Source organism: Deinococcus metallilatus, from assembly GCF_004758605.1.
Classification (GTDB): domain Bacteria; phylum Deinococcota; class Deinococci; order Deinococcales; family Deinococcaceae; genus Deinococcus; species Deinococcus metallilatus.
Genome location: NZ_CP038512.1, coordinates 3,022,501 through 3,047,710, shown reverse-complemented (window position 1 = coordinate 3,047,710; position 25,210 = coordinate 3,022,501). Strand labels below are relative to the sequence as shown.

The 25,210-nt window shown below is 69.0% G+C and carries 29 protein-coding genes (1 of these 29 cut by a window edge); 14 read left to right on the top strand and 15 right to left on the bottom strand.

Annotation, left to right across the window (positions count from 1 at the left end; translation table 11 throughout):
* Positions 1 to 5: 5 nt before the first annotated feature.
* From E5F05_RS20985 to E5F05_RS20970, 4 genes are read left to right on the top strand one after another with little or no spacing between them, the layout of a single operon-like run.
* Positions 6 to 332, top strand: coding sequence for a hypothetical protein (locus E5F05_RS20985; protein ID WP_129117687.1), 327 nt, complete (start codon positions 6 to 8; stop codon positions 330 to 332).
* Complete coding sequence (gene rsmG, locus E5F05_RS20980; protein WP_129117686.1) at positions 329 to 1,066, top strand: 16S rRNA (guanine(527)-N(7))-methyltransferase RsmG; 738 nt, start codon at positions 329 to 331, stop codon at positions 1,064 to 1,066. Before E5F05_RS20985 ends, rsmG begins: the two co-directional genes overlap by 4 nt.
* On the top strand, positions 1,063 to 1,812 hold the full coding sequence (locus tag E5F05_RS20975; RefSeq protein ID WP_129117685.1) for a ParA family protein: 750 nt from the start codon (positions 1,063 to 1,065) through the stop codon (positions 1,810 to 1,812). The genes rsmG and E5F05_RS20975 overlap by 4 nt, the downstream gene beginning before the upstream one ends.
* Positions 1,796 to 2,641, top strand: coding sequence for a ParB/RepB/Spo0J family partition protein (locus tag E5F05_RS20970; RefSeq protein ID WP_129117684.1), 846 nt, complete (start codon positions 1,796 to 1,798; stop codon positions 2,639 to 2,641). The genes E5F05_RS20975 and E5F05_RS20970 overlap by 17 nt, the downstream gene beginning before the upstream one ends.
* 57 nt (positions 2,642 to 2,698) lie before the next feature.
* Here the strand turns inward: E5F05_RS20970 and E5F05_RS20965 are convergent, their stop codons facing one another.
* The 5 genes from E5F05_RS20965 to E5F05_RS20945 all read right to left on the bottom strand — a co-directional run bounded on the left by E5F05_RS20965 (position 2,699) and on the right by E5F05_RS20945 (position 7,770).
* Positions 2,699 to 4,051, bottom strand: coding sequence for a VanW family protein (locus E5F05_RS20965; RefSeq protein ID WP_129117683.1), 1,353 nt, complete (start codon positions 4,049 to 4,051; stop codon positions 2,699 to 2,701).
* Positions 4,052 to 4,095: 44 nt separating this feature from the next.
* A complete protein-coding gene (locus tag E5F05_RS20960) occupies positions 4,096 to 5,130 on the bottom strand; it encodes a YpdA family putative bacillithiol disulfide reductase (RefSeq protein ID WP_164973368.1) in 1,035 nt (344 codons plus the stop codon).
* Positions 5,131 to 5,171: 41 nt separating this feature from the next.
* Positions 5,172 to 5,897, bottom strand: a complete 726-nt coding sequence (locus tag E5F05_RS20955; protein ID WP_241687063.1) for an ABC transporter ATP-binding protein — start codon at positions 5,895 to 5,897, stop codon at positions 5,172 to 5,174.
* Between the two features lie 39 nt (positions 5,898 to 5,936).
* Positions 5,937 to 7,013 (bottom strand): ABC transporter permease, encoded by a 1,077-nt coding sequence (locus E5F05_RS20950; RefSeq protein WP_129117682.1) that lies wholly within the window; start codon positions 7,011 to 7,013, stop codon positions 5,937 to 5,939.
* Positions 7,014 to 7,143: 130 nt separating this feature from the next.
* Positions 7,144 to 7,770, bottom strand: coding sequence for a winged helix-turn-helix domain-containing protein (locus tag E5F05_RS20945; RefSeq protein ID WP_129117681.1), 627 nt, complete (start codon positions 7,768 to 7,770; stop codon positions 7,144 to 7,146).
* Between the two features lie 72 nt (positions 7,771 to 7,842).
* Here E5F05_RS20945 and E5F05_RS20940 point away from each other — a divergent pair, with 72 nt between their 5' ends.
* Genes E5F05_RS20940 through fumC form a run of 3 tightly spaced genes read left to right on the top strand, consistent with a single transcriptional unit; the run spans position 7,843 to position 11,113 of the window.
* Positions 7,843 to 9,075 (top strand): MFS transporter, encoded by a 1,233-nt coding sequence (locus tag E5F05_RS20940; RefSeq protein WP_129117680.1) that lies wholly within the window; start codon positions 7,843 to 7,845, stop codon positions 9,073 to 9,075.
* A gap of 9 nt (positions 9,076 to 9,084) precedes the next feature.
* Complete coding sequence (locus E5F05_RS20935) at positions 9,085 to 9,657, top strand: hypothetical protein (RefSeq protein WP_129117679.1); 573 nt, start codon at positions 9,085 to 9,087, stop codon at positions 9,655 to 9,657.
* A gap of 46 nt (positions 9,658 to 9,703) precedes the next feature.
* Positions 9,704 to 11,113, top strand: a complete 1,410-nt coding sequence (gene fumC, locus E5F05_RS20930) for a class II fumarate hydratase (RefSeq protein ID WP_129117678.1) — start codon at positions 9,704 to 9,706, stop codon at positions 11,111 to 11,113.
* A 21-nt stretch (positions 11,114 to 11,134) separates the two neighbouring features.
* Here the strand turns inward: fumC and E5F05_RS20925 are convergent, their stop codons facing one another.
* Positions 11,135 to 11,713, bottom strand: coding sequence for a uracil-DNA glycosylase (locus tag E5F05_RS20925; protein ID WP_164973367.1), 579 nt, complete (start codon positions 11,711 to 11,713; stop codon positions 11,135 to 11,137).
* 217 nt (positions 11,714 to 11,930) lie between these two features.
* On the opposite strand from E5F05_RS20925, the gene E5F05_RS20920 reads away from it, so the two are divergent.
* The gene (locus tag E5F05_RS20920; protein WP_221274170.1) at positions 11,931 to 12,203 is read left to right on the top strand and encodes a hypothetical protein; all 273 of its coding nucleotides are present in this window, start codon (positions 11,931 to 11,933) and stop codon (positions 12,201 to 12,203) included.
* The gene (locus tag E5F05_RS20915; RefSeq protein WP_164973366.1) at positions 12,196 to 12,927 is read left to right on the top strand and encodes a monofunctional DNA glycosylase; all 732 of its coding nucleotides are present in this window, start codon (positions 12,196 to 12,198) and stop codon (positions 12,925 to 12,927) included. Before E5F05_RS20920 ends, E5F05_RS20915 begins: the two co-directional genes overlap by 8 nt.
* A gap of 252 nt (positions 12,928 to 13,179) precedes the next feature.
* Here the strand turns inward: E5F05_RS20915 and fmt are convergent, their stop codons facing one another.
* Positions 13,180 to 14,145 (bottom strand): methionyl-tRNA formyltransferase, encoded by a 966-nt coding sequence (gene fmt / locus E5F05_RS20910; RefSeq protein ID WP_129117676.1) that lies wholly within the window; start codon positions 14,143 to 14,145, stop codon positions 13,180 to 13,182.
* Positions 14,142 to 14,792, bottom strand: a complete 651-nt coding sequence (gene def / locus E5F05_RS20905) for a peptide deformylase (protein ID WP_129117675.1) — start codon at positions 14,790 to 14,792, stop codon at positions 14,142 to 14,144. Before def ends, fmt begins: the two co-directional genes overlap by 4 nt.
* A gap of 125 nt (positions 14,793 to 14,917) precedes the next feature.
* On the opposite strand from def, the gene E5F05_RS20900 reads away from it, so the two are divergent.
* Entirely contained in the window at positions 14,918 to 16,075 is a 1,158-nt protein-coding gene (locus E5F05_RS20900; RefSeq protein ID WP_129117674.1) for a tetratricopeptide repeat protein, read from the top strand.
* A gap of 80 nt (positions 16,076 to 16,155) precedes the next feature.
* On the top strand, positions 16,156 to 16,689 hold the full coding sequence (locus E5F05_RS20895) for a hypothetical protein (protein WP_129117673.1): 534 nt from the start codon (positions 16,156 to 16,158) through the stop codon (positions 16,687 to 16,689).
* Between the two features lie 50 nt (positions 16,690 to 16,739).
* Here E5F05_RS20895 and E5F05_RS20890 read toward each other — a convergent pair whose 3' ends face one another.
* A complete protein-coding gene (locus E5F05_RS20890; RefSeq protein ID WP_129117947.1) occupies positions 16,740 to 17,798 on the bottom strand; it encodes an alpha/beta hydrolase family protein in 1,059 nt (352 codons plus the stop codon).
* A gap of 266 nt (positions 17,799 to 18,064) precedes the next feature.
* Here E5F05_RS20890 and E5F05_RS20885 point away from each other — a divergent pair, with 266 nt between their 5' ends.
* Complete coding sequence (locus tag E5F05_RS20885) at positions 18,065 to 18,691, top strand: cyclodeaminase/cyclohydrolase family protein (protein WP_129117672.1); 627 nt, start codon at positions 18,065 to 18,067, stop codon at positions 18,689 to 18,691.
* 37 nt (positions 18,692 to 18,728) lie between these two features.
* Positions 18,729 to 19,898, top strand: coding sequence for an MFS transporter (locus E5F05_RS20880; protein ID WP_129117671.1), 1,170 nt, complete (start codon positions 18,729 to 18,731; stop codon positions 19,896 to 19,898).
* A 23-nt stretch (positions 19,899 to 19,921) separates the two neighbouring features.
* Here the strand turns inward: E5F05_RS20880 and bshB1 are convergent, their stop codons facing one another.
* The 5 genes from bshB1 to E5F05_RS20855 all read right to left on the bottom strand — a co-directional run bounded on the left by bshB1 (position 19,922) and on the right by E5F05_RS20855 (position 23,576).
* Positions 19,922 to 20,641 (bottom strand): bacillithiol biosynthesis deacetylase BshB1, encoded by a 720-nt coding sequence (bshB1, locus tag E5F05_RS20875; protein ID WP_129117670.1) that lies wholly within the window; start codon positions 20,639 to 20,641, stop codon positions 19,922 to 19,924.
* Positions 20,642 to 21,242: 601 nt separating this feature from the next.
* Entirely contained in the window at positions 21,243 to 21,776 is a 534-nt protein-coding gene (locus E5F05_RS20870) for a macro domain-containing protein (protein WP_129117669.1), read from the bottom strand.
* A 25-nt stretch (positions 21,777 to 21,801) separates the two neighbouring features.
* Entirely contained in the window at positions 21,802 to 22,536 is a 735-nt protein-coding gene (gmk, locus tag E5F05_RS20865; protein ID WP_129117668.1) for a guanylate kinase, read from the bottom strand.
* Positions 22,537 to 22,622: 86 nt separating this feature from the next.
* Positions 22,623 to 23,078 (bottom strand): hypothetical protein, encoded by a 456-nt coding sequence (locus E5F05_RS20860; RefSeq protein ID WP_129117667.1) that lies wholly within the window; start codon positions 23,076 to 23,078, stop codon positions 22,623 to 22,625.
* A 204-nt stretch (positions 23,079 to 23,282) separates the two neighbouring features.
* The gene (locus E5F05_RS20855) at positions 23,283 to 23,576 is read right to left on the bottom strand and encodes an Lrp/AsnC family transcriptional regulator (RefSeq protein ID WP_129117666.1); all 294 of its coding nucleotides are present in this window, start codon (positions 23,574 to 23,576) and stop codon (positions 23,283 to 23,285) included.
* Positions 23,577 to 23,711: 135 nt separating this feature from the next.
* Between E5F05_RS20855 and ahbA the strand changes: the two genes are divergently transcribed.
* Positions 23,712 to 24,767: a siroheme decarboxylase subunit alpha gene (ahbA, locus tag E5F05_RS20850; RefSeq protein ID WP_129117665.1), complete on the top strand. Its 1,056-nt coding sequence runs from the start codon at positions 23,712 to 23,714 to the stop codon at positions 24,765 to 24,767.
* Positions 24,768 to 24,847: 80 nt separating this feature from the next.
* Here ahbA and E5F05_RS20845 read toward each other — a convergent pair whose 3' ends face one another.
* Positions 24,848 to 25,210, bottom strand: the 3' portion of a protein-coding gene (locus tag E5F05_RS20845) for an SDR family oxidoreductase (RefSeq protein ID WP_129117664.1). It continues 576 nt past the right edge of the window; 363 of the gene's 939 nt are visible here — the last part of the coding sequence; the start codon falls outside the window, past its right edge — the gene reads right to left on this strand; the stop codon is at positions 24,848 to 24,850.

Here is a 25,210-nt window from a genome sequence, read left to right as displayed (position 1 = left end):
CGGAGTTGGAGCCGACAGCATTTGAAACCGGAATTTTCCTGGGCGTCCTGATCGGGGAAGGTCATTTCGGGGGCGACGGCAAACAGCCGCAGGTGACGGTGCGAATGCATCTGCGGCATGAGCGGCTGTTCGGGTGTCTGCTGGACTGGTGCCCGGGGTCGCGGCTCTACGGTCCCTATCACCACGGCGGCCGCAGTTATTTTCAGTGGATGGTGCGGGGGGAGGTCCTGCGTGAGCGGCTGGTGCCGCTGCTGGACGCCCTACCGCTGGAGGAGATCGATGAACACGTGTACGAGCGTTACCAGGCGATGAAAGTGAAGTACGGACTGTGACGCCGGAAGGACGCGCCCTGTTGCTGGAGGGGGCGAAGGAACTCGGCCTGGACCTGACAGCGGAGCAGGTGGACCGCTTCGGGCAACTGCTGGACTTGCTGAACGAAGGCTCGGCCCAGCTCAACCTGACGGCCCTGCGCGACGAGCGCGACATCGTGCTCAAACACTTCGTGGACTCGCTGACCTGCCTGCGCGGTGGGTGGCTGGACGGGGAGCAGCGGGTGCTGGACCTCGGCACCGGAGGGGGGTTTCCGGCCCTCCCGCTCGCCATCGTGCAGCCCCGCCTCCAGATCGTCCCGCTGGATGCCACCCGCAAGAAGGTGGAGTTCGTGGAGCGGACGGCCCAGGCGCTCGGGCTGGAGAACGTTCATCCGCTGGTCGGCCGCGCCGAGAACCTGGGCCGTGATCCCCAGCAGCGGGAACGGTATGACCGGGTGGTGACCCGCGCGGTCGCCGCACTGCCGGTCCTCGCGGAACTCGCGCTGCCGTTCCTGCGGGTGGGCGGCCTGCTGGTGGCCCAGAAAGGGCCGCTCACGCCGGAGGAGCTGGAGGCCGGAACTCGCGCCGCCGCCGAAGTGGGTGGCCAGGTGCGGGCGGCCGAGCCGTTCACGCTGCCGCTCGCAGGCGACGCCCGGACGCTGGTGATCATCGAGAAAACCGCCTCCACCCCCGAGCGGTACCCCCGGCGGGAAGGCGTGCCGAACCGCAAGCCGTTATTCTGGCAGGCGACGTGAAGACCCTCGGAGTCGTGAATCAGAAGGGGGGGGTGGGGAAGACGACCACCGCCATCAACCTCGCCGCGTACCTGGCGGCGGGCGGGCGCCGCGTGCTGCTGCTCGACATGGACCCCCAGGCCAACGCCACCAGCGGCCTGGGGCTGCGCGGCGCGGAGCAGGGCCTGTACGAGGCCCTGGGCGAACCGGGCCGGGTGGCCGAGTTCGTGCTGCCCACCTCCCAGCCGGGCCTGGACGTGCTGCCCGCCACCCCCGACCTCGCCGGAGCGGGCGTGGAACTCGCGGACGATCCGGACGCCCTCGCCCGGCTGCTCGCCAGCGTGAAGGGGTACGACCTGGCCCTGATCGACGCGCCGCCCAGTCTGGGGCCGCTGACCGTGAACGTGCTGGCCGCCGCCGACGCGCTGCTGATTCCCCTCCAGGCCGAGTACTACGCGCTGGAGGGCCTGGCGGGCCTGATGGAGACGGTGGAGCGCGTGCAGGGGGGCCTCAATCCGCGCCTGAAGGTGCTGGGCGTGGCGATCACCATGTTCGACGGCCGGACCAACCTCGCGCAGGAGGTCGAGACGATGGTGCGCCAGCACTTCGGGGAGCTGGTGTTCTGGTCGGTGGTGCCGCGCAACGTGCGCCTCTCGGAAGCCCCCAGTTTCGCCAAACCGATTGGCGCCTTCGCGCCCCTGTCGAGCGGCGCGGCCGCCTACAAGCGGCTCTCGGAGGAGGTGATGCAGCGTGTCGAAAAAATCTAGCCTCGGGCGCGGCCTCGACGCCCTGCTCAGTCGGCCCCAGGCGGCGGACGCCCCGGCGGGAACTGCCGTGCAGAACGTGCGGGTGGACCGGATCGTTCAGGCCGCCTACCAGCCCCGGCAGGTCTTCGAGCCGGAGGCGCTGGCCGAACTCGCCCAGAGCATCCGCGAGAAGGGCGTGCTGCAACCCCTGCTGGTGCGCCCGCGCGGCGAGAACTTCGAGATCGTGGCGGGCGAGCGGCGCTGGCGGGCCTCCCAGCTCGCGGGCCTCAGCGAGGTGCCCGCCCTGATCCGCGACCTGGGGGACCGCGAGGCGCTGGAGATCGCCATCATCGAGAACCTCCAGCGCGAGGACCTGGGGCCGCTGGAGGAGGCGCGGGCCTATCAGGCGCTGCTCGATCAGGGCCTCAACCAGGAGGGCGTGGCGCAGGCCGTGGGCAAGGGCCGCAGCACCATCTCCAACGCGCTGCGGCTGCTGTCCCTGCCGGACACCGCGCTGCGGGCCCTGGAGAGCGGCGAGATCAGCGCCGGGCACGCCCGCGCCATCCTCGCCCAGCCGGAAGGTGACCGGGCCTGGGCGCTGGGCGAGATCCGCACCCGCCGCCTGAGCGTCCGCGAGGCCGAGGCCCTGAACCGTGGGGCGCGCGCCCCGGCCCCCATCGCCGTAAATCCCCCCCGGCCCTACCGGCAGGTGGAACTCGACCTCAGCCGCCGCACCGGCACCCGGGTCCGCATCACCGGCGAGGACAAAGGCCGGGTGGAACTCAACTACGCCTCACGCGAGGAACTGGACCGGATTCTCGACCTGCTGGGCTACGCCGCCGAGGAGTAGGAACAGGGGAGAGGGGGAGAGCGTGCTTGCCCTCCCCCTCTCTCCTGTACGGCGCGGTTAGCTGCCCGTACCGACCAGGAAGATGTTCGGCCAGGGCCGGTAACTGCTCTTCAGGGTGTCCTGCTTGAAGGTCTGACCGTTCCGCACGAATTTGCGCGTGACCTCGACGACGGCCCCGGGTGCCGCCCAGTCCACCTGCTTGCGCTGCCCGGCGGGCAGGCTGGCGTCCCGGAGGATCCGGTCGGGTGGGGGGGGCGTACTGCTCAGCGTGTTCGGCGCCCCGATTTCCACCGTGTAGTCGCGTGCCCGGCCGAACACGCTGATGGTGAGGCGCGATTCCTGGTCGTCCCAGTCGGCCTGGAACCACAGCGCGCCGCCCGTATCATTGGCGAACTTCAGGTCCAGGTGCGGCTGGTAGATGGTCGCGTCCAGACCCTGCGGGTCGTAGTAATGCACCTGATAGGAGTGGTTCTGGCGCTCGATGATCGGCAGGCCCGCGCTGTAGAGCGTGCGGAAGACCGTGGTGCTGACCTGGCAGATACCGCCGCCCACCCCGTCGGCGGTGCGTTCCCCGGCGATCACCAGGCCCGTCACGTAGCCCCGCCGCGTGGTGACCGGACCGATGAGCTGGCTGAAGGACACCACCTGGCCCTCGACCAGCCGGTCCTGAAAGTTGCGGGTGCCGACGTGGATATTGGTCACGCGGGCGGCGCTGCTGCCGTAGTAGTTCGTCTCGCCGGTGCCCAGGTGCGCGGTGATGCCCCGGGAAGCGAAGAAATCCAGCGTGCGCTTCGGCGCGACCTGTCCGCTGACCACCACGGCGGCCTTCACGCCCTGCGGGTCTTTCAGCGCGGCCAGGACGTTGGCGCGCGTCCGCGCCTCGTCCACCTTCAGCCCGTTGTGCTGCACGACCGCCCAGCCGTCCCAGAGGTTCTCGAACCGCGCGTCCTGCGGCTGCTGCGGCAGGCCCGCCAGGAACTTCTTCAGATCGGCGTCCAGGCTCTCCGTGATCACGCCCCGCGCCCGGAGCTGCGCCACCCGCTCGCCCGGCAGCGTCAGCGTGCGGGTGAAGGGGACGGTCGTCTTCTTGCCGTCCACCAGCGCGGGCCAGTCCGCCTGCACCGTGATCAGCAGCGGCGCTGTGAGAGCAGGCTTGGCCGGTGCGGGGGCCGGGGGTGTGGGTTGGGGCGCGGGTGGTGAGGGAGTCTCGGGCGCAGGGGCCGGTGGCGTTGGCAGGGGCGGCGCAGGCACCGGCTCGGGGGCGGGCATGGGTGCCGGGGTAGGGACCGGCGCAGGTGTGGGCGCCGGGGGCAGCGCGGGAATCTCCACCTGCGCGAACGCCGCGCCGAGCAGCGCACTTACCAGCAGGGCCGCACACTTGCGGGCGGGACTCTTGCGGGATGGGGCCATGCGGGCAGTATTCCACGCGCCCTTTCCCCGAAGATGACTGATCTTCATGCGGTAGGGGAGGGGAGAGGCGCCAGCTCGGGCGCCCCTGCCGGTCGTGTCCGGGCCAACTGCCGCTCGATCTCCGCCACCGCCAGCAGCGCGTGGTGCCGCCCGTTCTCGATGAACACCTGATTGGTCTTGCCCGCGAAGCCCGCCGACCCGACCACGAAGAGGCCCGGCACCGTGCTCTGGTAATGCTCGTCCAGCACCAGGCACTCGTCGGCCTGCTGCGCTAGGTCCAGGCCTGCCAGGAAGGAGAGGTCGGGCCGGTACCCGGTCAGCGCGAAGGTGAAGTGGGTGGGCAATTCAAAGGTCGTGCCGTCGGCCCGCTGCACCAGCACATGCTCGGGGTGAATCTCGACCACCTGCGAATTGAAGTGGGCGTGAATGCTGCCTTCCTTGATCCTGTTTTCCAGATCGGGCCGCACCCAGTATTTGATGGTGGACTTCAGCTCGGGCGCGCGGACCACCATCGTGACGTTCGCCCCGCCGCGCCAGAGGTCGAGGGCCGCGTCGGCGGCGCTGTTGCCCGCGCCGATCACAGTCACGTTCAGGTCCATGAAGGGATGCGCCTCGGTGTAGTAGTGGCTGACGTTCTCGCCGTCCTCGCCGGGGATGCCCAGGTGAAGGGGATTGTCGTAGTAGCCGGTCGCCACCACCACGCGCCGGGCTTCGACCACATCCGGCGTTCCGTCCTGCGTCTCGACCTCCAGCGTGAAGCCCGCCGGGGCCGCGTGAACGCGCTTCACCTCGGTATACAGGCGCACGTTCAGCTCCTCGCGCTGCGTCACCAGGCGGTAGTACATCAGCGCGTCACGGCGGTCGGGCTTGTCGTGGCCGGTGACCATCGGGTGGTTGCCGATTTCCAGTTCGGGTGCGGTGGTGAAGAAGGTCATGTAGGTCGGGTACTCGAAGATGGCGTTCACCACGCAGCCCTTCTCCAGCACCACGTAACTCAGTCCGGCACGCTTGCAGGCGATGGCGGCGGCCAGCCCCACCGGGCCAGCGCCGACAATCGCCACGTCGTACATCTCACTCATGCGGGAAAGTCTGTCACGGAGAGGGCGGGCAGACGGTGAGGTCAACCGCTCAGGCGGCCATCCACGATCTGAACCACGCGGTCGCACAGGTCCAGCACGCGCTCGTCGTGGGTGACCATCACGGCGGCCTTGCCCCATTCGTGAACCTCCCGCGCGAGCATCCGCACCACCTCGCGGCCCCGCGTCCCGTCCAGGCTGGCGGTGGGTTCGTCGGCCAGGATCAGCGCCGGGTCGTTCATCAGCGCGCGGGCGATGGCCACCCGTTGCCGCTGCCCGCCGCTCAGGGCATCGGGGTAATGGCGGGCACGGTCCAGAAGGCCGAGGGTTCGCAGCAGCTCGTCCGCCTGCCGCGCCGCTTCCCGGCTGTTGCTGCCCGCCAGGCGCGGCACCAGCGTGAGCTGTTCGCGCATGGTCAGGTAGGGAATCAGGTTGCTGCTCTGGAGCACGAAGCCGAGGTGTTCCAGGCGGAAGGCGGGCAGCGCGCCCTGGGGTAGCGCCGTCACGTCCTGTCCCGCGATGACCACCTGCCCGGACGTGGGCCGCAGCAACGCGCCCGCGATGGACAGGAACGTACTCTTGCCGCTGCCGCTGGGGCCATTCACAGCGACCAGTTCGCCGGGCCGGACCTCGAGCGTGGCGGGGTGCAGGGCGGTGATGGTGCCCTCGCCGTCGCCATAGGTCTTGCTGACGTTCCGCAGGGACAGGATGGGGGTCATGGAGTTGGCGGCCTGTGGGAAGGGGCGGGGCGTTTCAAGAATCGCAGTCATGGCAGCTCCTTTGGGGGTGGGGGAGAGGTTGCGGGGCCTTCAAGCCGCCGTGCCAATCGCAATGAGCGGATCGACGCGGGCGATGCTCCGCAGGCTCAGCAGGCTGCTGAGGGCCGCGACCACGACCAGCAGGGCAGAGGCACCGAGCAGGGTGGGGGTGGTCAGCGCGAAGGGCAGCCCGGCGGGCAGCAGCGCCACGGCCCCCAGCGTGACCAGTCCAGCGAAGGCCACGGCCAGCACGGTCAGCAGCAGCATCTGCGCCACCAGGCTTCCGGCCAGGGTCCGGGTACTCGCCCCGATGGCCTTGAGCAGCCCGAGCTGCGGCGTCTTTTGCAGCGTCAGCACGTAGAAGAACACGGCCATCACGAAGGCAGCCACGACCACCAGGAACACCTGAATCATCGTCAGGCTGCCCTGCTCCTCCTTGTAGCCGGGGAGGGCCTGGAGGGTCTGGGCGCGGGTCGAGACGCCCAGGCCGTCCACTTGGGCGAGGCGGGCGGCGGTGGCGGCGTCCGTCTTCAGCGCGACGGTGTTCACCGTGTCGCCCGTGCGGGGATTCAGCGCGTGCCAGCGGTCCAGCGTGACAAAGACGACCGGCTGGTGGTTCAGGCGGGCCCCCTCCGTAAAGCCCATGACCTTCACGGTGTCGCCACTGGGCTTGAGGGTGAGGGTGTCCCCCAACTTCACGCCGTCCTCGCGGAAGGAGGCGTCCACGACCGCGCCGGTGCTGTCTGCCTTCAGGGCTTGGCCCTGCGTGGCTGTGGGCGTCATGAAGCTCTGCGGCTCCACGCCCACCAGCACGGCACTGAGTTGCCGCTCGCCGTTGCTGAAACTGGCGAAGCTCTGGGCGAGGGATGTGGCGTCCTTTCCGGCGATGGCCCGAATGCGCTGCACGTCATCGGCGGTCAGGAAGGAGCGGGTGAAGACGCCCTCGGCATCCCTGATGGTGACGAAATGGGTGGCGGGGGTTTCGATCAGCAGCGCCGCGTTGTCGTGGGCAAGACCGCGGGTCAGGCCGGTCAGCATAAAGACCATGAAGGCGATCAGGGCGACGATGCCGCCGATCAGCAGTGAGCGGAAGCGGTGATGTTGCAGTTCGCGCAGGGCCAGATACATAGAACCTCCCGAGCTTACTTACCGATAGGTAACTAAGACTGACTTACCGTACGGTAAGGAGCAATGAGGGAAAGTGAGCTGTCCTTCTTTTGAAGGCTGGGGTGTTGGGAGGGGAAAGGTGAACGGCGCTTCAGTCCACGCCGCCGCGCACCAGCATCAGGCCGATGGTGTACTCGGGTGCGCCTGCGGTTTCCGGATCGCTGAACTCCTCCAGTAAGGCGATCAGGCGGCGCTTGAGTTCGGCGGCCCGCTCGCGGCTGAGGCGGTTGTTGCCAATATTCAGCAGGAAGGGTTCGTCTCCGACAAAGAGGGCATCCGCCGTCCCGCCGAGGTCGCCCATGCGGAGATTGCTCGTCTCAGGTCCCTGTTCCAGCCAGTAGCCCCAGATCGGCTGGTGCTCACGCAGCAGGTTCGTACTGAGCTGCACGAACCGTGCCATACGCGGCAGGATCTGCGCGGCCAGAAAGGCTTCCAGTGTCTCCGCGCCCGTGACCTCGAAGGAAATGAACCAGCGCGGGGCCACCCGGTACCACTTGACCGCCCGCCCCGCGCGGGGCTGCACGCTGACGACCTCCGCCACGCCCGCCCGCACCAGCTTGCCCAGCAGGTAATGGGCACGCTGCAAGTTCACGTCCAGATGTGCGGCCACCTCACTCGCGCTGCGCGGCGCGTGCATCAGGAACCCCAGCAGCGGGCGCAGCGTCACGTCCAGCAGCAGGGCCGCCTGGGCCGCGTTCGCCACTTGATGCCCGGTCATGCGACGAGTGTAGAAGGCGCCAACTCCAAAAGGCCCCTGTCCTTTCGAGTAGACCCTTTTCAGACTCAGGCCATGCCCGCGAAGCTCTGGAACCGTGACTTCATCCTGTGGCTGCTCGGCTCGGCGCAGTCGCAACTCGGCTCGGCGCTGGCGTCTATCGCGCTGAGTTTCCTGGTGCTGCACCAGACCGGCTCGGCGGGCCGCATGGCGCAGACGCTGGCGCTGAGCCTGGCGCCCTTCGTGCTGATGCCGCTCGCGGGGGCGCTGGTGGACCGCGTGAGCCTGAAGGTGCCGCTGATCGCTGCCAACATCGCGCGCGGGCTGCTGCAACTCACCGTGGGCGGATTGGCGCTGGCCTGGAGTGAGGTGCCGCTCTGGGTGGTGAACGGGGCGGCGCTGCTGGCCGGGCTGGCGACCATCTTTGCCAATCCCGCCAGCAGTGCCGCCGTGCCGGGGCTGGTGCCTGAGCGCGAGCTGGCGCGGGCGAACGGCCTGCTGGGCAGCGTCAATCAGGGTCTGTGGCTGCTCGGCACGCTGGCGGGCGGCTGGATCGTCTCGCGCTGGTCCCCGGCGCTGGCCATCGTGCTGGACGGCGTGGGCTTTCTGATCTTCGCGGCGTTGCTGACCGGAGTGCGGTTGCCGCCGCGTCCTCCCGCTCAGGCCGCTTCGGGCGTGCTGGCCGACGTGCGGGCGGGCTTGCGGCTGATGCGGCGCTCGAAGGTGCTGAGCTTCGTGCCCGTCATCGGCTTCGTGCTGAATGCCGCGCTGGCCCCGGTGATGGTGGTCCTGCCCAAGCTGATGGAGACGCTGGGGGCGGGGGCGCGGGGCTACGGCGTCTATCTCGCGCTGGAAAGTGCGGGGATGCTGCTCGCCGGGGCGCTGATCGCCGTGCTGGGACAGCGGTTGCCGCCACGTGTGGGCACGACCGCCGGTTTCGTCGTCGTGACGCTGGCCTACGCAGGCATGGGGTGGGCGCCCGTCTTTCCAGTCCTGCTCGCCTGCGCGCTGGTCCTCGGCTTCGGCCTGAGCCTGCTGAACACGCCGCTGACGACCCTAATGCAGCAGATGGTTCCCGCCGCCTACCTGGGCCGGGTCTTCGCGGTGCTGGGGGCCGCCTCGTCGCTGGGGATGCCGCTGGCGCTGGCCGCCGTGTCGCCGCTGGTGGACCGCTTACCCGTGACGCTGTGGTTTGCCCTCTGCGCCGGGATGATGGCGCTGGGGACGCTGGCCTGGGTGGGCGTGGTGCGCGCGGAACGGGGGACGGCAGCGCTGGACGTTCCCCAGGAAGGGGCGGCCGCCGATTAAACTCGGGCGATGAAGGTTGTCCAGCGGTGGGGAGGACTGGCCCTGTGTCTGAGCGGGCTGGCCCTGGCGGGAGGCGGAGGTCCACCGGCGCCCCTCACCCGTGACGCCGCCCTGCGGAGGTTGCCCGGCGTGACGGTCACGGAAGCGCCCACCGGGAATTTCGAGGTGGATTCCGCCCGCTGGATGTCGGGCGTCGGTTACGCCTATGCCGCGCAGGTCCGCGTCGGCACGAAAGCCGAGCGTGTATTGCTGTCGCCGGTTGCCATCGACAACAGCTCAACCGTCAACAGTCTGCGGGCCTACGTGGAGACGACTTCACCCACCGCCTCACAGCGGCAGGCCCTCGTCCACGTCGCCCGCAGCTTCCTCCAGGGTTGCGCCCCGGAGCAGGCGGCGCAGGCGCAAAGCATCTGGCCGGGGCTGGCCCGTCACGACTGGACCGCCGCCCTGGGATGGCAGGAACGTCAGCTCGGAAGCGTGCGTGTGGGCTGGAGTAGGCGGGAAGGGCTGAACGTCGCAGGCCATGAAGCTGCGGGGTTGAGCGTGGACTGGCCCCGCAGCTCGGGCCGCTGCGTGTTCTGAGCGCGTTCCCCAGGAAGTGACCCCCGCCGCCGATTAAACTCAGGGCATGACGCAGACCACGCAGGGGCAGACCCGCACCGAGTCCGACACGATGGGCCAGGTCCAGGTGCCCGCCAACCGCTACTGGGGCGCGCAGACCGAACGCTCGATTCACAACTTCCCGATTGGCCGCGACACCTTCGTGTGGGGCCGCCCGGTGATCCGCGCCCTCGGCATCCTGAAAAAAGGCGCGGCGCAGGCGAATGCCGAACTGGGCGAACTGCCGCAGGACATCGCCGACCTGATCGTGCGGGCCGCCGACGAGGTGATCGCCGGAAAGCTGGACGAGCATTTCCCCCTGGTCGTGTTCCAGACCGGCTCGGGCACCCAGAGCAACATGAACGCCAACGAGGTGATCTCCAACCGCGCGATTGAACTCGCGGGCGGCGAGATGGGCTCCAAGAAGCCCGTCCACCCCAACGACCACGTGAACCGCGGCCAGAGCAGCAACGACACCTTCCCGACCGCCATGCACATCGCCGTCGTGCTGGAGCTGAACGAGCGGCTGTACGGCAGCGTGGGCAAGCTGCGGGGCACGCTGGCGCAGAAGGCCGAGCAGTACAAGGACCTGGTGAAGGTGGGCCGCACGCACCTGCAAGACGCCACGCCGATCACGCTGGGGCAGGAAATCGGGGGCTGGGTCGCGCAGATCGACTTTGCGCTCTCGGAAGTCAAGCACGCCGAGCAGGGCCTCTACGACCTCGCCATCGGCGGCACGGCGGTCGGGACCGGCCTGAACGCGCACCCGCAGTTCGGGGACCTCGCCGCGCAGAAGTACGAGGCCGAAACCGGCTTCCCCTTCCGCAGCGCCGAGAACAAGTTCGCCGCCCTCAGCGCCCACGACGCGCTGGTGCAGGTTTCCGCCGCCCTGCGAACCCTGGCGGGCGCCCTGATGAAGATGGCGAACGACGTGCGCTGGCTGGCCTCCGGCCCCCGCAACGGCATCGGGGAGATCACCATTCCCGAGAACGAACCCGGCTCCAGCATCATGCCCGGCAAGGTGAACCCGACCCAGTCGGAGGCCATGACGATGGTCACCACGCGCGTCTTCGGCAACGACGCGACGGTCGCCTTCGCCGGAACGCAGGGCAACTTCCAGCTCAACGTCTTCAAGCCGGTGATGGTCCACGCCGTGCTGGAAAGTATCCGCCTGATCAGCGACGCCTGCCTCGCCTTCAACGACAACGCCGCTACCGGCATCCAGCCCAACGAGGCCCGCATCCGGGAAAACCTCGACAAGAACCTGATGCAGGTGACGGCGCTGAACCGCCACATCGGCTACGACAAGGCCGCCGCCATCGCCAAAAAGGCCCACAAGGAAGGCACCAGCCTGAAGGAAGCGGCGCTGGGGCTGGGGTACGTTACGCCTGAAGAGTTCGACGCCTGGGTCGTGCCGCTGGAGATGACGCGGAGCTGAGGCGGGCGGAAAGGGCAGGGGCTACCCCGCAGAGACGGGAGCAGCCCTGTTCTCCTTGACGGAGATCATCCTCCGGGCCTCGACCAGTGTTCCCAGCGCCTGCGCCGCCGCCTCCCGCCGGGAGACGAAGTTCTGCGGGCTGGGGTGCGGGCAGGCAAGGGTGGACAGCGGTGAGCCGACCAGCGGCCAGGCGCGCTCGGCGTGTCGCCCCACCAGCACGACGGTCTGGAGGCTGGGTAGCCGGGAGAGGAGCTGCCGGGTGAGGGGCGCCGCCTCGGCATACTGCGCGGGCCGGGGGGTCACGACGCCGCCCTCGCTCATCTGCCAGGGGACGGCGTTCCACATCAGCACGTCGCGGCGCCTCAGGCCCGAGAGGTGCAGCAGGCAGCGCAGGTTTTCCGCCGTCCCGTCGGGGTTGTCCATCGAGACGAACCGGGTGCGGCTCACGACCGGGCCGGGGGATTCGAGCAGCAGCAGCACCTGCGCCGCCATGCCGCCGTCTGCCGGATCGAAATAGGGTATCCAGCGTCCGCTTTCCGCGCGCTCCAGTTCGACCCAGCGGTTAAGCGGGGCGACGTGGGAGGCGAAGACCTGAGCCATTCTGGTCCGCTGAACGTCATCCGATTTCAGAGTGCGCGTCTCCATCTGTTGATTCTGCCCCGCCCTCAGCGGCCTGCATAAGTTGACTTCCCCTGCATCCCACGCTATCCTTTTTTTATCACCGCCCGAGAGGCGGCTTTTTTATTGCCGGTGGCCTCTAAATGCGCCTTCACCTGAGTCTCGCCTGCTTGGCCCGGCGTGCAGGCAGGCTAATTTCATGACCGACGATTCGCAGAAGAAGCCCTACGACCCCGCGAACACCGCGCCAGCCGAGGGCCAGAGCCATCCGATTCCGCCGCAGGACCGGGGCAAGGCGCCCAACTTCGACCCCGCGAACGAGTCCCCCGCCGAGGGCCAGAGTCACCCGATCCCGCCGCAGGACCGGGGCCAGAATCCAGGCGTTGACCCTGCCGCGAAGGACCAGCCCGCCGAGGGGGGCCGCGACGACGGTCTTCCCGGAGCGAGTACGCCCACGACCACCCGTGACTGAGGTGCCCGAGCTGAACGTGGCCCGCCCCGCTGTGGAGCGGGCCGAACTGCTCACGTGGATGTTCGGGCGCCTGCGGGCCGAGTACGGCGAGAAACACCTCGTTCCCCGCCGGGAGCCGATGCACGAACTCATCAGCACCATCCTCTCGCAGCGCACCACCCAGCAGGACGAGGAGATCGCCTACCAGGAATTGCGGCAACTGGGCGACTGGGACGCGATCATCGAGGCCCCCACCGAGGTGGTCGCCCACGCGATCAGGCGCAGCAACTACCCGGAAAGCAAGGCGCCACGCATCCAGGCCACCCTGCGCGCGATCCGCGAGCAGCGGGGTGGGTACGACCTCGATTTTCTGGCGGACCTGCCCGTGGGGGACGCGCTGAAGTGGCTCACCGACCTGCCGGGCGTGGGCGTGAAGACCGCCTCGCTGGTGCTGCTCTTCAACTATGCCCGCCCGGTCTTCCCGGTGGACACGCACGTTCACCGCGTCACCACCCGCGTCGGCGTGATTCCGCGGATGGGCGAGCAGGCCGCGCACCGGGCACTGCTGAAACTGCTGCCACCCGACCCGCCCTTCCTGTTCGAACTGCACCTCAACCTGCTGCGGCATGGGCAGAAGGTCTGCACCTGGGCACGCCCGAAGTGCCCGGTATGCGTGCTCCGCGAACGCTGCGACGCCTTTGCGATCTACGGGAACGACGTGCCGAGTTTCGGGGAGAAGAAATAGGCAGAGAGCTCAGGACTTACGCGATTGGGAAGAGGAAAGCGTGTAGGACACTGTTTTTTCGCCTCCCCCTTGACTTGCAAAGCTGCGAAGCAGAGGGGGGACTGGTACAGCTCGCACCGCGAGAGGCTGGGACTTGCAAAGCTGCGAAGCAGAGGGGGTGAACGGGCAGAGCGTCCCAGCGCCACATTTTCTCAATTCCCCCGACCTTCCGCTCCAGAGGTTCGCGTCAGTCCTGAGCTTTTGACTCAAGCGTCAGCCTTTCTTGTCCTCCGCCTCGGGCCACAGGTCAAACTGGGTGCCCGGCCCGACCCCCGCCCCCTGTGCCCAGACCGACGCGGCCTGCGACTTGCGTGCTTCCGGCTGGACCGTCTGCACCCGCACCGCCCCCCCGCCGCACGCGACGGTCAGCCCCTCTCCGTCCACGCGCAGCACCTCGCCCGGCTGGCCCTGGCCTTCCGTGACGCTCAGGCCACTCAGCTTCAGCCTCGCTCCATTGAGAAATGCGGTCGTCTGCGGCCAGGCCGCCACACCCCGGAAACGGTTCACCACGGCCTGCGCGCTGTCCTGCCAGCGGACGAAGCCGTCCTCCTTCACCAGCAGGGGAGCGTGGGTGGCTTTTGATTCGTCCTGCGGAACCGGCGTCAGATCAGGCAGGCGCGACAGGGCCTCCACGATCAGCCGCGCGGCCTGGGTGCTCAGGGCCTCGGCCAGTTCGATGCTGGTCCACTCGGGCGCGATGGGCAGTTCCTCCTGAAGCAGGATCGGCCCGGTGTCCATGCCCGCGTCCGTCTGCATGATGGTCGTGCCGGTGACCGTCTCGCCCCGGATCAAGGCCCACTGGATCGGCGCCGCGCCCCGGTAGGCGGGGAGGAGGCTGGTGTGGGTGTTCAGGAAGCCGAAGCGGGGGACGGTGAGCAGCGCGGCGGGCAGAATCTTGCCGTAGGCGCAGGTGACCGCCACATCTGCGCCGCTCTCCCGCAACTGCGTCTCGAAGGCCGCGTTTCCCCGCAACTTCTTGGGCTGCGCGAGGGGGAGGCCCAGCCCGGCGGTGCGGGCGGCAATGGGCGGCGGCGTGAGCTTGAGGCCCCGGCCCACCGGTTTGTCGGGTTGTGCGACCACCAGCACCACCTCGAACTGCTCACGGATGGCTTCCAGCACGGGCAGCGCGAAGGCGGGCGAGCCGAAAAAGGCCACGCGCGGCGCGGTGGGGGCGCTCAAGCCTCCCGCTCCCGCCGCAGTTTCTCGGCCTCGGCCAGCCCTTGCAGGTACGCCTTGGCCTGGCGCTGCATCGCGGCCAGCTCCTTGCGGTGGTCCTCGGTCACGGCCGGGGGCAGGCGGTCGAGGAAGAAGACGCCGTCGAGGTGATCCGTCTCGTGCTGGAAGACGCGGGCCAGATAATCGTCTGCCTCCAGTGTCCGCTCCTGCCCGTCCAGATCGGTGTAACGCACCTGCACGGCGCGAGCACGGGCTACGCCTTCCTCATAGATGCCGGGGATGCTGAGGCAACCTTCCTGGTAGGAACGGTCCTTTTTCTTGTCGGTGACGGTCAGGACCGGGTTCAGCATCACGAATTCGCGCAGGACGCGGGACTTCAGGGGTGCCTCCTGCCCCTCATTCTCCTCCTCGTCGTCCTCGTACTCCACGGCGACGAACAGCCGCACCGGCAGGCCCACCTGGGGCGCGGCCAGGCCGACGCCGCGCGCCTCGAACATCGTCTCCAGCATGGTGTGGGCGACCTCGCGCACCGACTGCGGGGAGAAGCCGGGGACGGTCAGGGTGTCGGTCGGCTGCACCGGCCTCGCCTTGCGGCGCAGCACCGGGTCGCCGTACAGGCGGATGGGGTAAACGCGGGGGGCCTCGGCCATAGCTTCTCATTTTATCAGAGGCCCTCTGCGGAGCGCAGGCCACGCGGCACCTTCGGCCGGAACGAAGCGCGTCTGATTCCTTTTCTCACGTCCCGCCCAGCATGCCCCCCTAGGGTCGAGGGACCATGCCCACACGTTTTGCCCTGATGCTGACCGCCGCCCTGCTGGGCAGCCTCGCCGCCGCGCAGACGGCGGTGCCCGCCCCCGCGCAAGCCGCGCCCGCCCCCGCGCCCGGGCAGACCGCCGAGCAGGCCGCCGCCCAGGCCCGCGACCTGGTGGAGCAGGCCCGCCGCACCTATCCCAAGGGCAGCGCGAGCATCGACCAGATTCTGTGGAAACAGGCCGCCACCGCCGCCGAGCAGGCCGTGCAGCTCGCGCCGAACAACCCCGAGTACCTGAAGCTCCGCGCGCAGATTTACACGGAAGTCGGCTTCTGGCGCCAGGCCGAACTCGCCTGGAACGCCTACTTTCAGGCCGTGCCGCAGGCGAGCGATGCGGACCGGCAGCAGGCCGCGGCGGTCCAGTACAACCTGGGGTACGCCGCGTACACGCGCAACCAGCCGGAGGAGGCCGCACGCTTCTTCGCCGCCTGCCTGAACCTCGACGCGCAGAACGTGGACTGCGCGACGTGGGCGGCCCGCACTGCGCTCGAAGCCGGGAACTACGCGCAGGCGCAAACGCTGTACGCCCGCGCCCTGCAACTCAAGCCGGGCGACAAGACCCTCACGTACTTCCAGGGCCTCGCGCAGCGGGCCAGCCGCTACGGTCCGGCGGCCACCCGCGCCTTCAGCCGCGCTTACGTCGATCTGGACGCGGGCCGCCAGGCCCAGGCGCTCGCCGGGTTTCAGGAAGCGGCCCGCACCGCCCCCAACTTCACCGAGGCCTGGCGGGAAGCGGGCCGCCTCGCGCTCGAACTCGGGAACGCGCAGGCCGCCCGCGCCGCGTATCAGGGGGCGGCCGCCCTGCCCGACGCGACCGCCAGCGACCGCTACAACCTCGCGCTGGCGCAGGAAGGCGAGCAGTACGGGTTGAAGGCGGTGCAGACCTTCCGGGGCGCCTACGCGAAGTACGCGGCGGGCGACCAGGCGGCGGCGGAGGCGGGCTTCCTCGACGCCACCCGCCAGAACCCGCAGTACGCCAAGGCCTGGGCCTGGCTGGGCCGCGTCCGTTACGAGATGAAGAACTACGCCGGGGCGGCCGAAGCCTACGCCCAGGCCGTGCAGCTCGACCCAAGCGACAAGAGCAGCGCGTATTACCTGCGGCTGGCGCAGCAGGGGAAGTGAAGGGGGGGCGGTGAGTGGGGCGTGGGGGTCGCCTCACGCCCTTTCACCCGCCCGTCAGTCTGAGCGCCTACGCTGGGGCCATGCGCCCTGCCGTTCTGCTTTTGCTGCCCCTGACCCTCGCCGCGTGTGGCTCGCGTGATGTGAAGGCGCCCGACGCCTACAACCTGAGCGGCACTATCAGCGGGGACTGGGGCGAAAATCCTCACCTGCGGCTGGCACTGGTGGGGGTGGGCTTTCCGTCGGCCGTCACGAACGACGGCAACCAGCCGCAGAACGTGGTGCCGAGCGGCGGGCCGAACACCTGGGCCTTCGGGTTTGACCTGCCGGACGCGCCCACCCTGGCGACGGTGGCCGGGGTCTATCAGGTGGTGGTGTACAACGACACGAACAACACCGGCACCTACAACGTTGGGGAACCGTTCGCGCGCAATCGGCAGTGGCTGGTCTACAGCCTCCTGGGCGGCGACATTCCAGCCGTCAAGGTGAACGGCGAGGAGATCACCCCCGCCATGACGGTGAAACGTGGCTGGAACCTCTACAACCGCAACTTTCCCCTCAGCGACAGCAACCCCAGCCCGGCAGCGAAAATCACCGGATACGACCTCAGCCGCTGACCCTCAGAACCCTCCAAACGCTGCCTCCCCGGTGGCGTTTTTTTGATCCCCTACAGATTCGCCTTGAAAAATTCCACGCTGCGCCTCAGCGCCAGCCCCAGGTTCCGGCTGAGGTTGTGGTTGTCGCCCTCGTAGCGGTAGGCCTCCACGTTCTGCCCGGCGGCGCGCAGGTCGTGGGCGAGGTCCTGTTGGAAGCTGTAGGGCACCTCCTCATCCCCCGTGCCCTGCTGGAGCTGGATGGGCCGCCCGTTCAGGTCCTTTAGGTAGGCATTGGGGCTGAGGGCGCGCAGGTAACGGCGGCCCAGGGGATTAAGGGTGCGCTTTTCCTCGCCCGGCGCACGGTTCCAGTCGGTCGCCAGCACGTCGTAACTGGCGACCACGCCCGCCCAGAGGGAGGCGGCCTTCAGGTCGGGGTCCACCAGCATCGCCCGCAGGCTCAGTTGCCCGCCCATGCTGTGCCCCCACAGGCCGAGGCGGGCCCGGTTCACGCGGGGGTCTTTTTTCAGGCTGGCGGCGGCGTTCAGCACGTCCACGGTGTAGCCGGGGTCGTTGTAGCCGCCCAGGGCCTCGCCTTCCGAGTGGCCGTGCCCCCGGTAGTCACTCTTGAGGGTGACGAAGCCCGCCCGCGCGAAGGCGTCCTGGTAGGCGACATACCTCTCGGTGGTGCGGTACTCGTCGGGCGGGATGTAGCCGTGGTTGAACACGATGGCGGGCCAGCCCCCCCTGGGCGGGGTGCCGTTGGGGACGGTCAGCAGGCCATAGATGGTCAGGCCGTCCGACTGGTAGCTCACGATCTGGCGCGAATAGTTGACGCCGGGGTTCAGCTTCCGCACGACCTTCAGGGCGCTGCCGGGGTACTCCCGCGCCCGTAATGCCTGGATGCTGATGGGCTGCTGCGCCACGAAGGCCTTCAAGGCCGCGTCCGTCACCTCACCCAGTGGCGCGGTGGGGCTGGGCGTGTCGGTCGTGGGGGCCCCCTTTTCCCCGGTCGGTGCCATCCGGGTTGACGCCCAGGGCATCTTGAAGGGGAGCTTCTCCGGGGCCATGAAGGCGATATATCCCGCCCCGGCGATCAGGAGCAGCAGCACGAGGTTCAGGAGCCGCCTCATCATCCGGCCCTCCGCACGCCGCCAGCCTCGCCTTGAGCAACCCCACGGAATCTATCCGGGCTTTCTGTGGGTTGCGGCTCAGGTTTGCGGGCCGCCTGCGTCCTGGGCAGCCAGGCCGGGAGGAGGAGAACCGTGGACCTCATCCCGACAGGCTAGAGGCGTCTTCCGGCCCTGACCGGATGCGCGGTCACAGGGCAGGGCGAGGGAGCCTTCAGCCGTTCCTCAAGCCGGGGTCACGCGGCCTGCGCTCCCGGTACAGTTCAGGCATGTCCTCCCTGTGGCAACGCCCGGCCCTCGATCTTCTCCAGGCGGCGGCGAGCGGCGCACCCACTCCCGGCGGCTCCACGGCGGCCCTGACGGGGGCCTTCGGCGCGGCACTGCTGGAGATGGCCCTGCACATCACCCTGAACAAGCACCGGGAGGGAGAGGAGGAGTTGCTCCGGGTCCTCCAGACCGCGACTGGTCTGCGGGAGCGGCTTCAGGCCCTGGCAGACGAGGACGTGCGGGCCTTTGGCGCCTACGTCCAGGCCACCCGGCTCCCGCAGGACACCCCGGCGCAGGAACGTGAGCGGGCAGAGGCCCTGGACCGTGCGGAACGGGCGGCGGTGCGGGCGCCCCTTGAGCTGGCCCGGACGCTCGTGGAGGCCCTGAACCTCGCCCGGCAAATCCTCCCGCACGTCCATACGGAAGTGACGAGTGACGTGGGCGCGGGGGCGGCGATTCTGGCGGGTGCCCTGCGCGCTGGCCTGCTGACGGCCGAGATCAACCTGCCGCACCTGCCGGAAGAGGAGCGCCCCGCGCTGCGGGCCGAGCGGGACACCTTGCAGGCGCAGGGCACCCGCCTGGTCACGGCCATACTGCGCCGGACCCGCGCCCGCCTCGGCGGCGACTGACCGTTTCCTCACCGCCCGGCCCTTACAATCGGCACTGATGCTGTGGACCCGTCCCCTGGTGATGCTGCGGCTGCTGGCGCTGCTGCTCACCAGCGAACTGGTCCGCAGCGGGTTTTTCGTGTCGGCGCTGCCGGTGACCGGGCCGGACCTGGGGCTGGGCACGGCGGTGATCGGGGGGATGGTCGGCGTCCATTACCTCGCGGACGCGCTCGCCAAAGGGCCGGTGGGGCTGGTCACGGAACGCTGGGGGCTGGGGCGGGTGCTGACGCTGGGGAGCGTGCTGGGGCTGGCCGCCGTGCTGGGCGCGCGGCTGTCGCCCTCCCCGGCGTGGGGAGTGCTGGGGTGCGCGCTGTGGGGCGTCACCTACGCGGCGCTGTGGCCGGGCGTGATGAGCACCTCACAGGCGCTGGCCCGGCCGGGGCGCACGGCGCGGGCGCTGGCCGTCTCCAGCCTGAGCGTGGCCCCGGCGATTCTGGGCGGCGTGCTGGGCGTCGGGCCGCTGATGCTGGCGCATCCCGCCGCCGCCTGGACGCTGCTGGTGGGGGCACAGGGCGCGGCCCTGCTGCTGGCGCTGAGTCTGCTGCGCCTGCACCTGCCCCACCTCCCCGGCGCGGCGCTGCCGGGCGGCATGTGGCAGGGCTGGGCGCGGGTGGCCGTGCTGCTACCCGCCGCCTTCGCGCAGACGCTCGCGCCGGGGCTGCTGGTCACCCTGTTCTATCCGCTGCTCGCGCGGCTGGGGCTGGGGCTGGGGGACCTGATCGGACCGGGGTTGCTGGCCCTGGGCACTTTCGGGCTGGGCCTGTGGGGCGCGGGCAGGCTGGCCGACCTGGCGCACCCCCGCCGGGCACTCACGCCGGGCCTGCTGCTGCTGGCCCTGACCTTCGCGCTGGCGGCGCTGCCGGGACTGGAAGGGCGGCTGTGGCTGCTCGCGCCACTGCTGGGCCTGGGGTACGGGGCGTTCGTCACCGGCTGGAACGGGCTGGTGGGCCGGGTGCTGCCCGCCGGTCACCGGGCCGCCGCGTGGGGCACCGTGATGGCGGTCGAGGCCCTGGGCTACGCTGCCGGGCCGTTGCTGGGGGGTGCCGCCTGGGCCAGCTTCGGCGCGGCGGGCGTGTTCACGCTGGGGGCCGCCGTATTCCTGCTCACCGAGGCTTATTACCTCTGGCCGGGCCGGGCCGTCACGCGAGCCCTGCCGAATCCCGAGTGATCCCCGCGCCGCGCAGGTCGCCGCTACAGCCCTGCCGGGTCCACCAGCAACGGTTCCTCGGTTTCGAAGGCCTCGGCGTAGCGCACGCGGACGAGGGTGCCCCAGTACATCAGGCGGGCGCGGCGGCGCTCGACGATCTCCGGGGTCACCGTCTCGGACACGTACTCGCCAGTGAACTGGCTGGTATGGGCACGGATCGCGGCCTCCCAGTCGGGCAGCACCGCCCCCACATCCACCAGCAGATTCGCGTCGATGTCCGCGTTGCCCTGGTACAGCAGCACGCGGGAGACGCGGTGCGGCTCACCTCCCACGTCCGCCTTGCGCAGCGCCGCGAGATGCAGCGCCCGCTTGGCGAGGTGGTAGGTGCCGAAGTGGTCCGGGTGGCGGTCCCGGTGGTGCGGCACGACCAGCACGCGCGGCCGCACCGCGCGCAGCACCGCCGCCAGCGCCGCCGCCCCCTGCGGCGTATCGGCCAGCTCCCCGTCCGGTAAGCCGAGCTGCCCGCGCCAGGCCAGGCCCATGATCCGTGCCGCCGCCACGCACTCCGCCTCCCGCACCTCAGGGGTACCCTGGGTGCCCCGCTCGCCGCGCGACAGTTCCAGCACGCCCACCGTCCGACCCTCCCGCGCCAGACGGATCAGGGTGCCGCCCGCGCCGATCTCCGCGTCGTCGGGGTGCGGCGCGAGGCACAGCCAGTCGAGCGGCTGCACGGTTCCGTAGAGGGTGCGCCAGAGTTCAGTCATGTCCAGCAGGATAAACCGGCCACTCGGGGCAATAAAAAACCCGCCTCTTCGGGCGGTGATGTCAAACACTATAGCGTGGAATGCAGGGAACGTCAATTTATGCATTCGGGAGCCGGGGAAAAGAACGGGAGAAACAGGGTCGGCGCACAGCTCACCCGCTGCTGGCTGCATCAGCTTTCCGGTGTCTGTTTGAAAAGGGGAAGTCCAGAGGGCAGGACCGCCCCCCTCCCAACCTCTGCAAGCAGCTCTCCGAGTCCCCCGCCAGGGGGGAGGAGCAACAAACTCAAGCCTTCTCAGCACCGGCCAAAGCCGAAGTCCCCTTGTCTTTTCATAATTCTGTAGCCAACGGCCGATCCCTACCTCCAGGGGGGCAGGCATGGCAGAGGAGCTTTCCGGCCGGAGCCACGCAGCCGCCAGGCAGAGATCAACAGGTTCCAGGCAGAAACCGTCAACGCCCCATCAGCCTGCCTCCCCGGTCCGCCTGTTCATCCAGCCGCTCAGAGGCACGGCCCCCAGGCATTCGGCAGTACGGGTTGAGCCGGGCCTTCTCGCCGGAAAGGAACCCTGTTCGGCAGGCCACTGCGGCTGAGCCTGCCCCGCTTCAGCCGGTCCCGCCGTTCTCCTCAAGAGCCGCGAGTGCCCTGCGGAAAACGTTCAGGGTGCCGCCGTCATACAGCACGACCCGGACCCGCAGGTCCGGATGCGTGGTCAGGAAGTCACGGATGGTCCGCAGGGCGACGGTCGCCGCTTCCTCCTTGGGGTAGCCGTAGACGCCTGTGCTGATGGCCGGAAAGGCCACCGAGTCACAGCCGTGCTCCACGGCGAGGCGCAGGCTCTCGCGGTACGCGCCCGCCAGCCGCGCCGCCTCGCCCTGCCCGCCGCCGCGCCAGATCGGCCCGACCGCGTGAATCACGAAGCGCACTCCCTGGCCCTCCATGCGGAAGGCAGGCGTGATCACCGCTGTTCCCGTCGGTGTGCCGCCCACTCTGCGGATGGCCCGCAGCAGCTCGGGCCCCGCCGCGCGGTGAATCACGGCGTCCACGCCGCCCCCACCGGCCAGTTCCTTGTTCGCGGCGGTCACGACGGCGCACGTCCGCTCCTGCCCGATGTCCCCCTGCACGAGTTCGAGTGGCATGGGGCAGCCTACCGTGCCTGGGGCCTCAGCTCTCGACCACGCGCTCCAGGTCCTCGCGGGTCAGGGCGCTGCTGCGGACCGTGTCAGCCAGCCGCAGCGCCTCGCGGTCCTCCGCCGTCCACTCGGCCTCGGGGCGCTGGCGGGCATGTTCGGCGCGTTGCACGGCCTGGAGTTCACGCACGGCGCGGTCCAGATCGTCGTTCACGACCACGTAGCGGAAGGCGTGGGCCTCCATGATCTCGTCCCGGGCGCGGGCCAGACGTTTTTCGATGCGCTCCGGCGTCTCGGTCGCGCGGCCGGTCAGGCGGCGGCGCAACTCGGTGAGGCTGGGCGGCATGATGAACACCAGCACCGCCGCCTCGCCCATGCGCGCCTTGACCTGCATGGCCCCCTCGACCTCGATCTCCAGCACCACGTCCTGCCCGCGCGCGAGCGCCGCCTCGATGGGTTCGGTGGGCGTGCCGTAGTGGTTGCCCACAAACTGCGCGTGCTCCAGAAAGCCGTCCTGGCTGGCCTTTTCCTGAAACACCTCGGGCGTCACGAACACGTAGTCCACGCCGTCGCGCTCGCCTTTGCGGGCCTCACGGGTGGTCCAAGAGGTCGAGTAGAACACGTCCTGCCCGGCCAGCCAGCGCTCGCGCAGCGTGCCCTTGCCGACGCCGGACGCGCCCGTCATCACGATCAATAGGCCCCGGCGGGGTGTGGAGGAGGTCGAATCCGTTCTCGGGTCAGGCGTGGCAACCATCATTCCCGACAGCATACGGCCCGGCGGGAGACAAGCGGAGCAGACCAGGGGGCAGGGGAGACGGAAAAGCCGCCTCACCTGCCCCCGTTTCTATGCCGCGCTTACTTGGCTTTGGCGCTGCTCTTGCTCTTGGTGCCGCCGCCCTTGGTATTGCGGGCGCGGCTCTTGCCGAGCGCCTGGCCCTTTTCGTAGCTGGCCTGCATCTTGCGGCGGGTTTCTTCCGCCAGCGCCCTGAAGTCCACCAGCCCGGCCTCGATGTTTTCGGCGGTGGGCTTGACCGTGCCGGTGCGGCGGGACGCGCCCAGTTCATTGTTGGTCTGCTCGAACCACTGCTCGAAGGCGGGCGTCACCTCGAACAGCATGTCCTTCGTGTCGCGCTGGTAGCTGCCTTCCGCGCCGCGGCGGCTGAACGCCTTGGGCATCGTGAAGCGTTCGGGCAGATACGTGGCATCGAACTGGCCTTCACGCACCGCTTCGCGGAACTGCTTGACAAAGGCGTCGCTGCGCTGGGGATTGCTGAGTTCTTGTATCTGCTCGCTGAGTTTCTTGTAAGCCATGTTGACTCCTCCAGTACCAGAGTATGGGTCCTGGCCCGCATGTCTGTAAAGATGCTCCCCTTCTTGAAGCGGCCCGCCCCGTCTATCTCCAGACCCCCTGTATCTTTTGGCCGCCTGCTGGCTCGCTCACAGGTTGGGAAAACCCCCGGCCGCAAAGAAAAACGCGCGGTGTCGTGTCCTGGGATGCATCAGCAGGGCCAGGGATCAGGACGGCTGGCTCTCGTCCAGGCCGACGCCGAAGCCCTGGTCCAGCAGCGCCTCGCTGTAGGTGCGGAAGGCGAGCATGGTCTGCGTGCGGGTGATCCCCTCCACCTTCCGCAGATGCCCGGTGACCACGTCGTCGAGGTCGTCGTAGCGGTCCAGTTTGAGCACCGCCACGATGTCCCACTCCCCCGTCACGCTGTAGACCTCGCGCACCCCCGGCACGCCCGCCAGCGCCACGGCGGTTTCCTGAATGCGTTGCCGCTCTGCCTGGACCATCACGATTGCGGTGACCATAGGTGCATTGTGGCCTATGGAGAGCCATCAGCGGCCAGCTTTCAGCTGTCAGCAGGGGAGAGCTTTTGCTGAAAGCTTCCCCTGACCGTTCGTTCGGGGACGTTCTGCCGCGTGTGGCGGGGGTATCGTGGGCGCATGACTGCCACCGCTCCCACCCCCGCGTCGGTGACGCCGCGTGAGCAACTGCTGAACCGCATCCAGCGCGATATTCCCATCGTCCAGCACCCCTACCGCGTCATTGCGGAGGAAGTCGGGCTGACCGAGGCCGAGGCCCTGGACATCCTGCGCGAGGTGAAGGCCGAAGGGGTGCTGCGGCAGGTGAGCGCCATCTTCGACACCCGCACCCTGGGCTACCAGTCCAGCCTGGTCGCCGCCGAGTACGACGAGGACCGGCTCGACGCGGGGGCGGAGATCGTCAGCGGCCACCCCGGCGTCAGCCACAACTACAAGCGCAACCACAGCTTCAACCTCTGGTACACGATTGCCGTGCCGCCCGAGAGCGACCTCGAAGCGCACGTGATGAAGCTGCACGAGCTGAGCGGCGCCAAGGTCACCCGCCTGATGCCCACGCTGCACCTCTTCAAGATCGGTGTGGAGTTTGACATGAGCGGCAAGGAGGACTGGAACGCCAAGGCCAAACCCCAGTACACGGGCGCCGACCGCAACCTGGGCTATCAGGTGACCGACCTCGACCGCGCCTTCGTGCTGGAATTCCAGAAGGACCTGCCCGTGACCGAGGAACCCTACGCGGACGCCTGCGCGGCACTGGGCCTGACCATCGACGAACTGGCCGCCCATGCGGGGCGCATGAAGGCCGCCGGGGCGCTGCGCCGCGTCTCCGCCGTCTTCCGCCACCAGAAGGCGGGCTTCACCTTCAACGCGATGGGCGTCTGGGCCGTGCCCCAGGAGGACGTGGCCGAGGTGGGCCGCCGGATGGCCGAGTTCAAGGCCGTCTCCCACTGCTACCTGCGCCCCACCTACCCCGAGTGGCCCTACACCATCTTCACGATGGTCCACGGCCGCAGCAAGGAAGAGGCTTTCGGTAAGATCGCCGCCATCGAGCAGGAAGTGGCGCAGGGGATTGACCACGCCATCCTTTATTCGACGAAGGAATACAAGAAAGTCCGGCTGGAATTCTACAAGCCGGAGTTCTATCAGTGGGCGCGGGAAAATCTGGGGACGGAGGCGTAAGAATAAGAAGCTGTCAGCTTTTAGCGACCAGCCGTCAGCAGAATTGCTTTTGCTGACGGCTGGTCGCTGACGGCTAAAACCTACCCGTTCACCACCTCGCCCCCGTTCGGATGCAGCACCTGCCCGGTCATGTAGCTGCTGTCCTCGGAGGCCAGGAAGACGTAGGAGGGGGCCACGTCGGCGGGCTGGCCGGGGCGCTTCAGGGGTACATCCTGGCCGAAGCTCGCCACCTTCTGCGGGTCCATCGTGCTGGGAATCAGCGGCGTCCAGATCGGGCCGGGGGCGACGGCGTTTACGCGGATGTCCTTTTCCGCGAGGTTCTGGCTGAGGCTGCGGGTAAAGGCCACGATGGCGCCCTTGGTCGCGGAGTAGTCGAGCAGTTGCGGGCTGCCCTTATAGGCGGTGACGCTGGTCGTGTTGACGATGGTGGCGCCCCGTTGCAG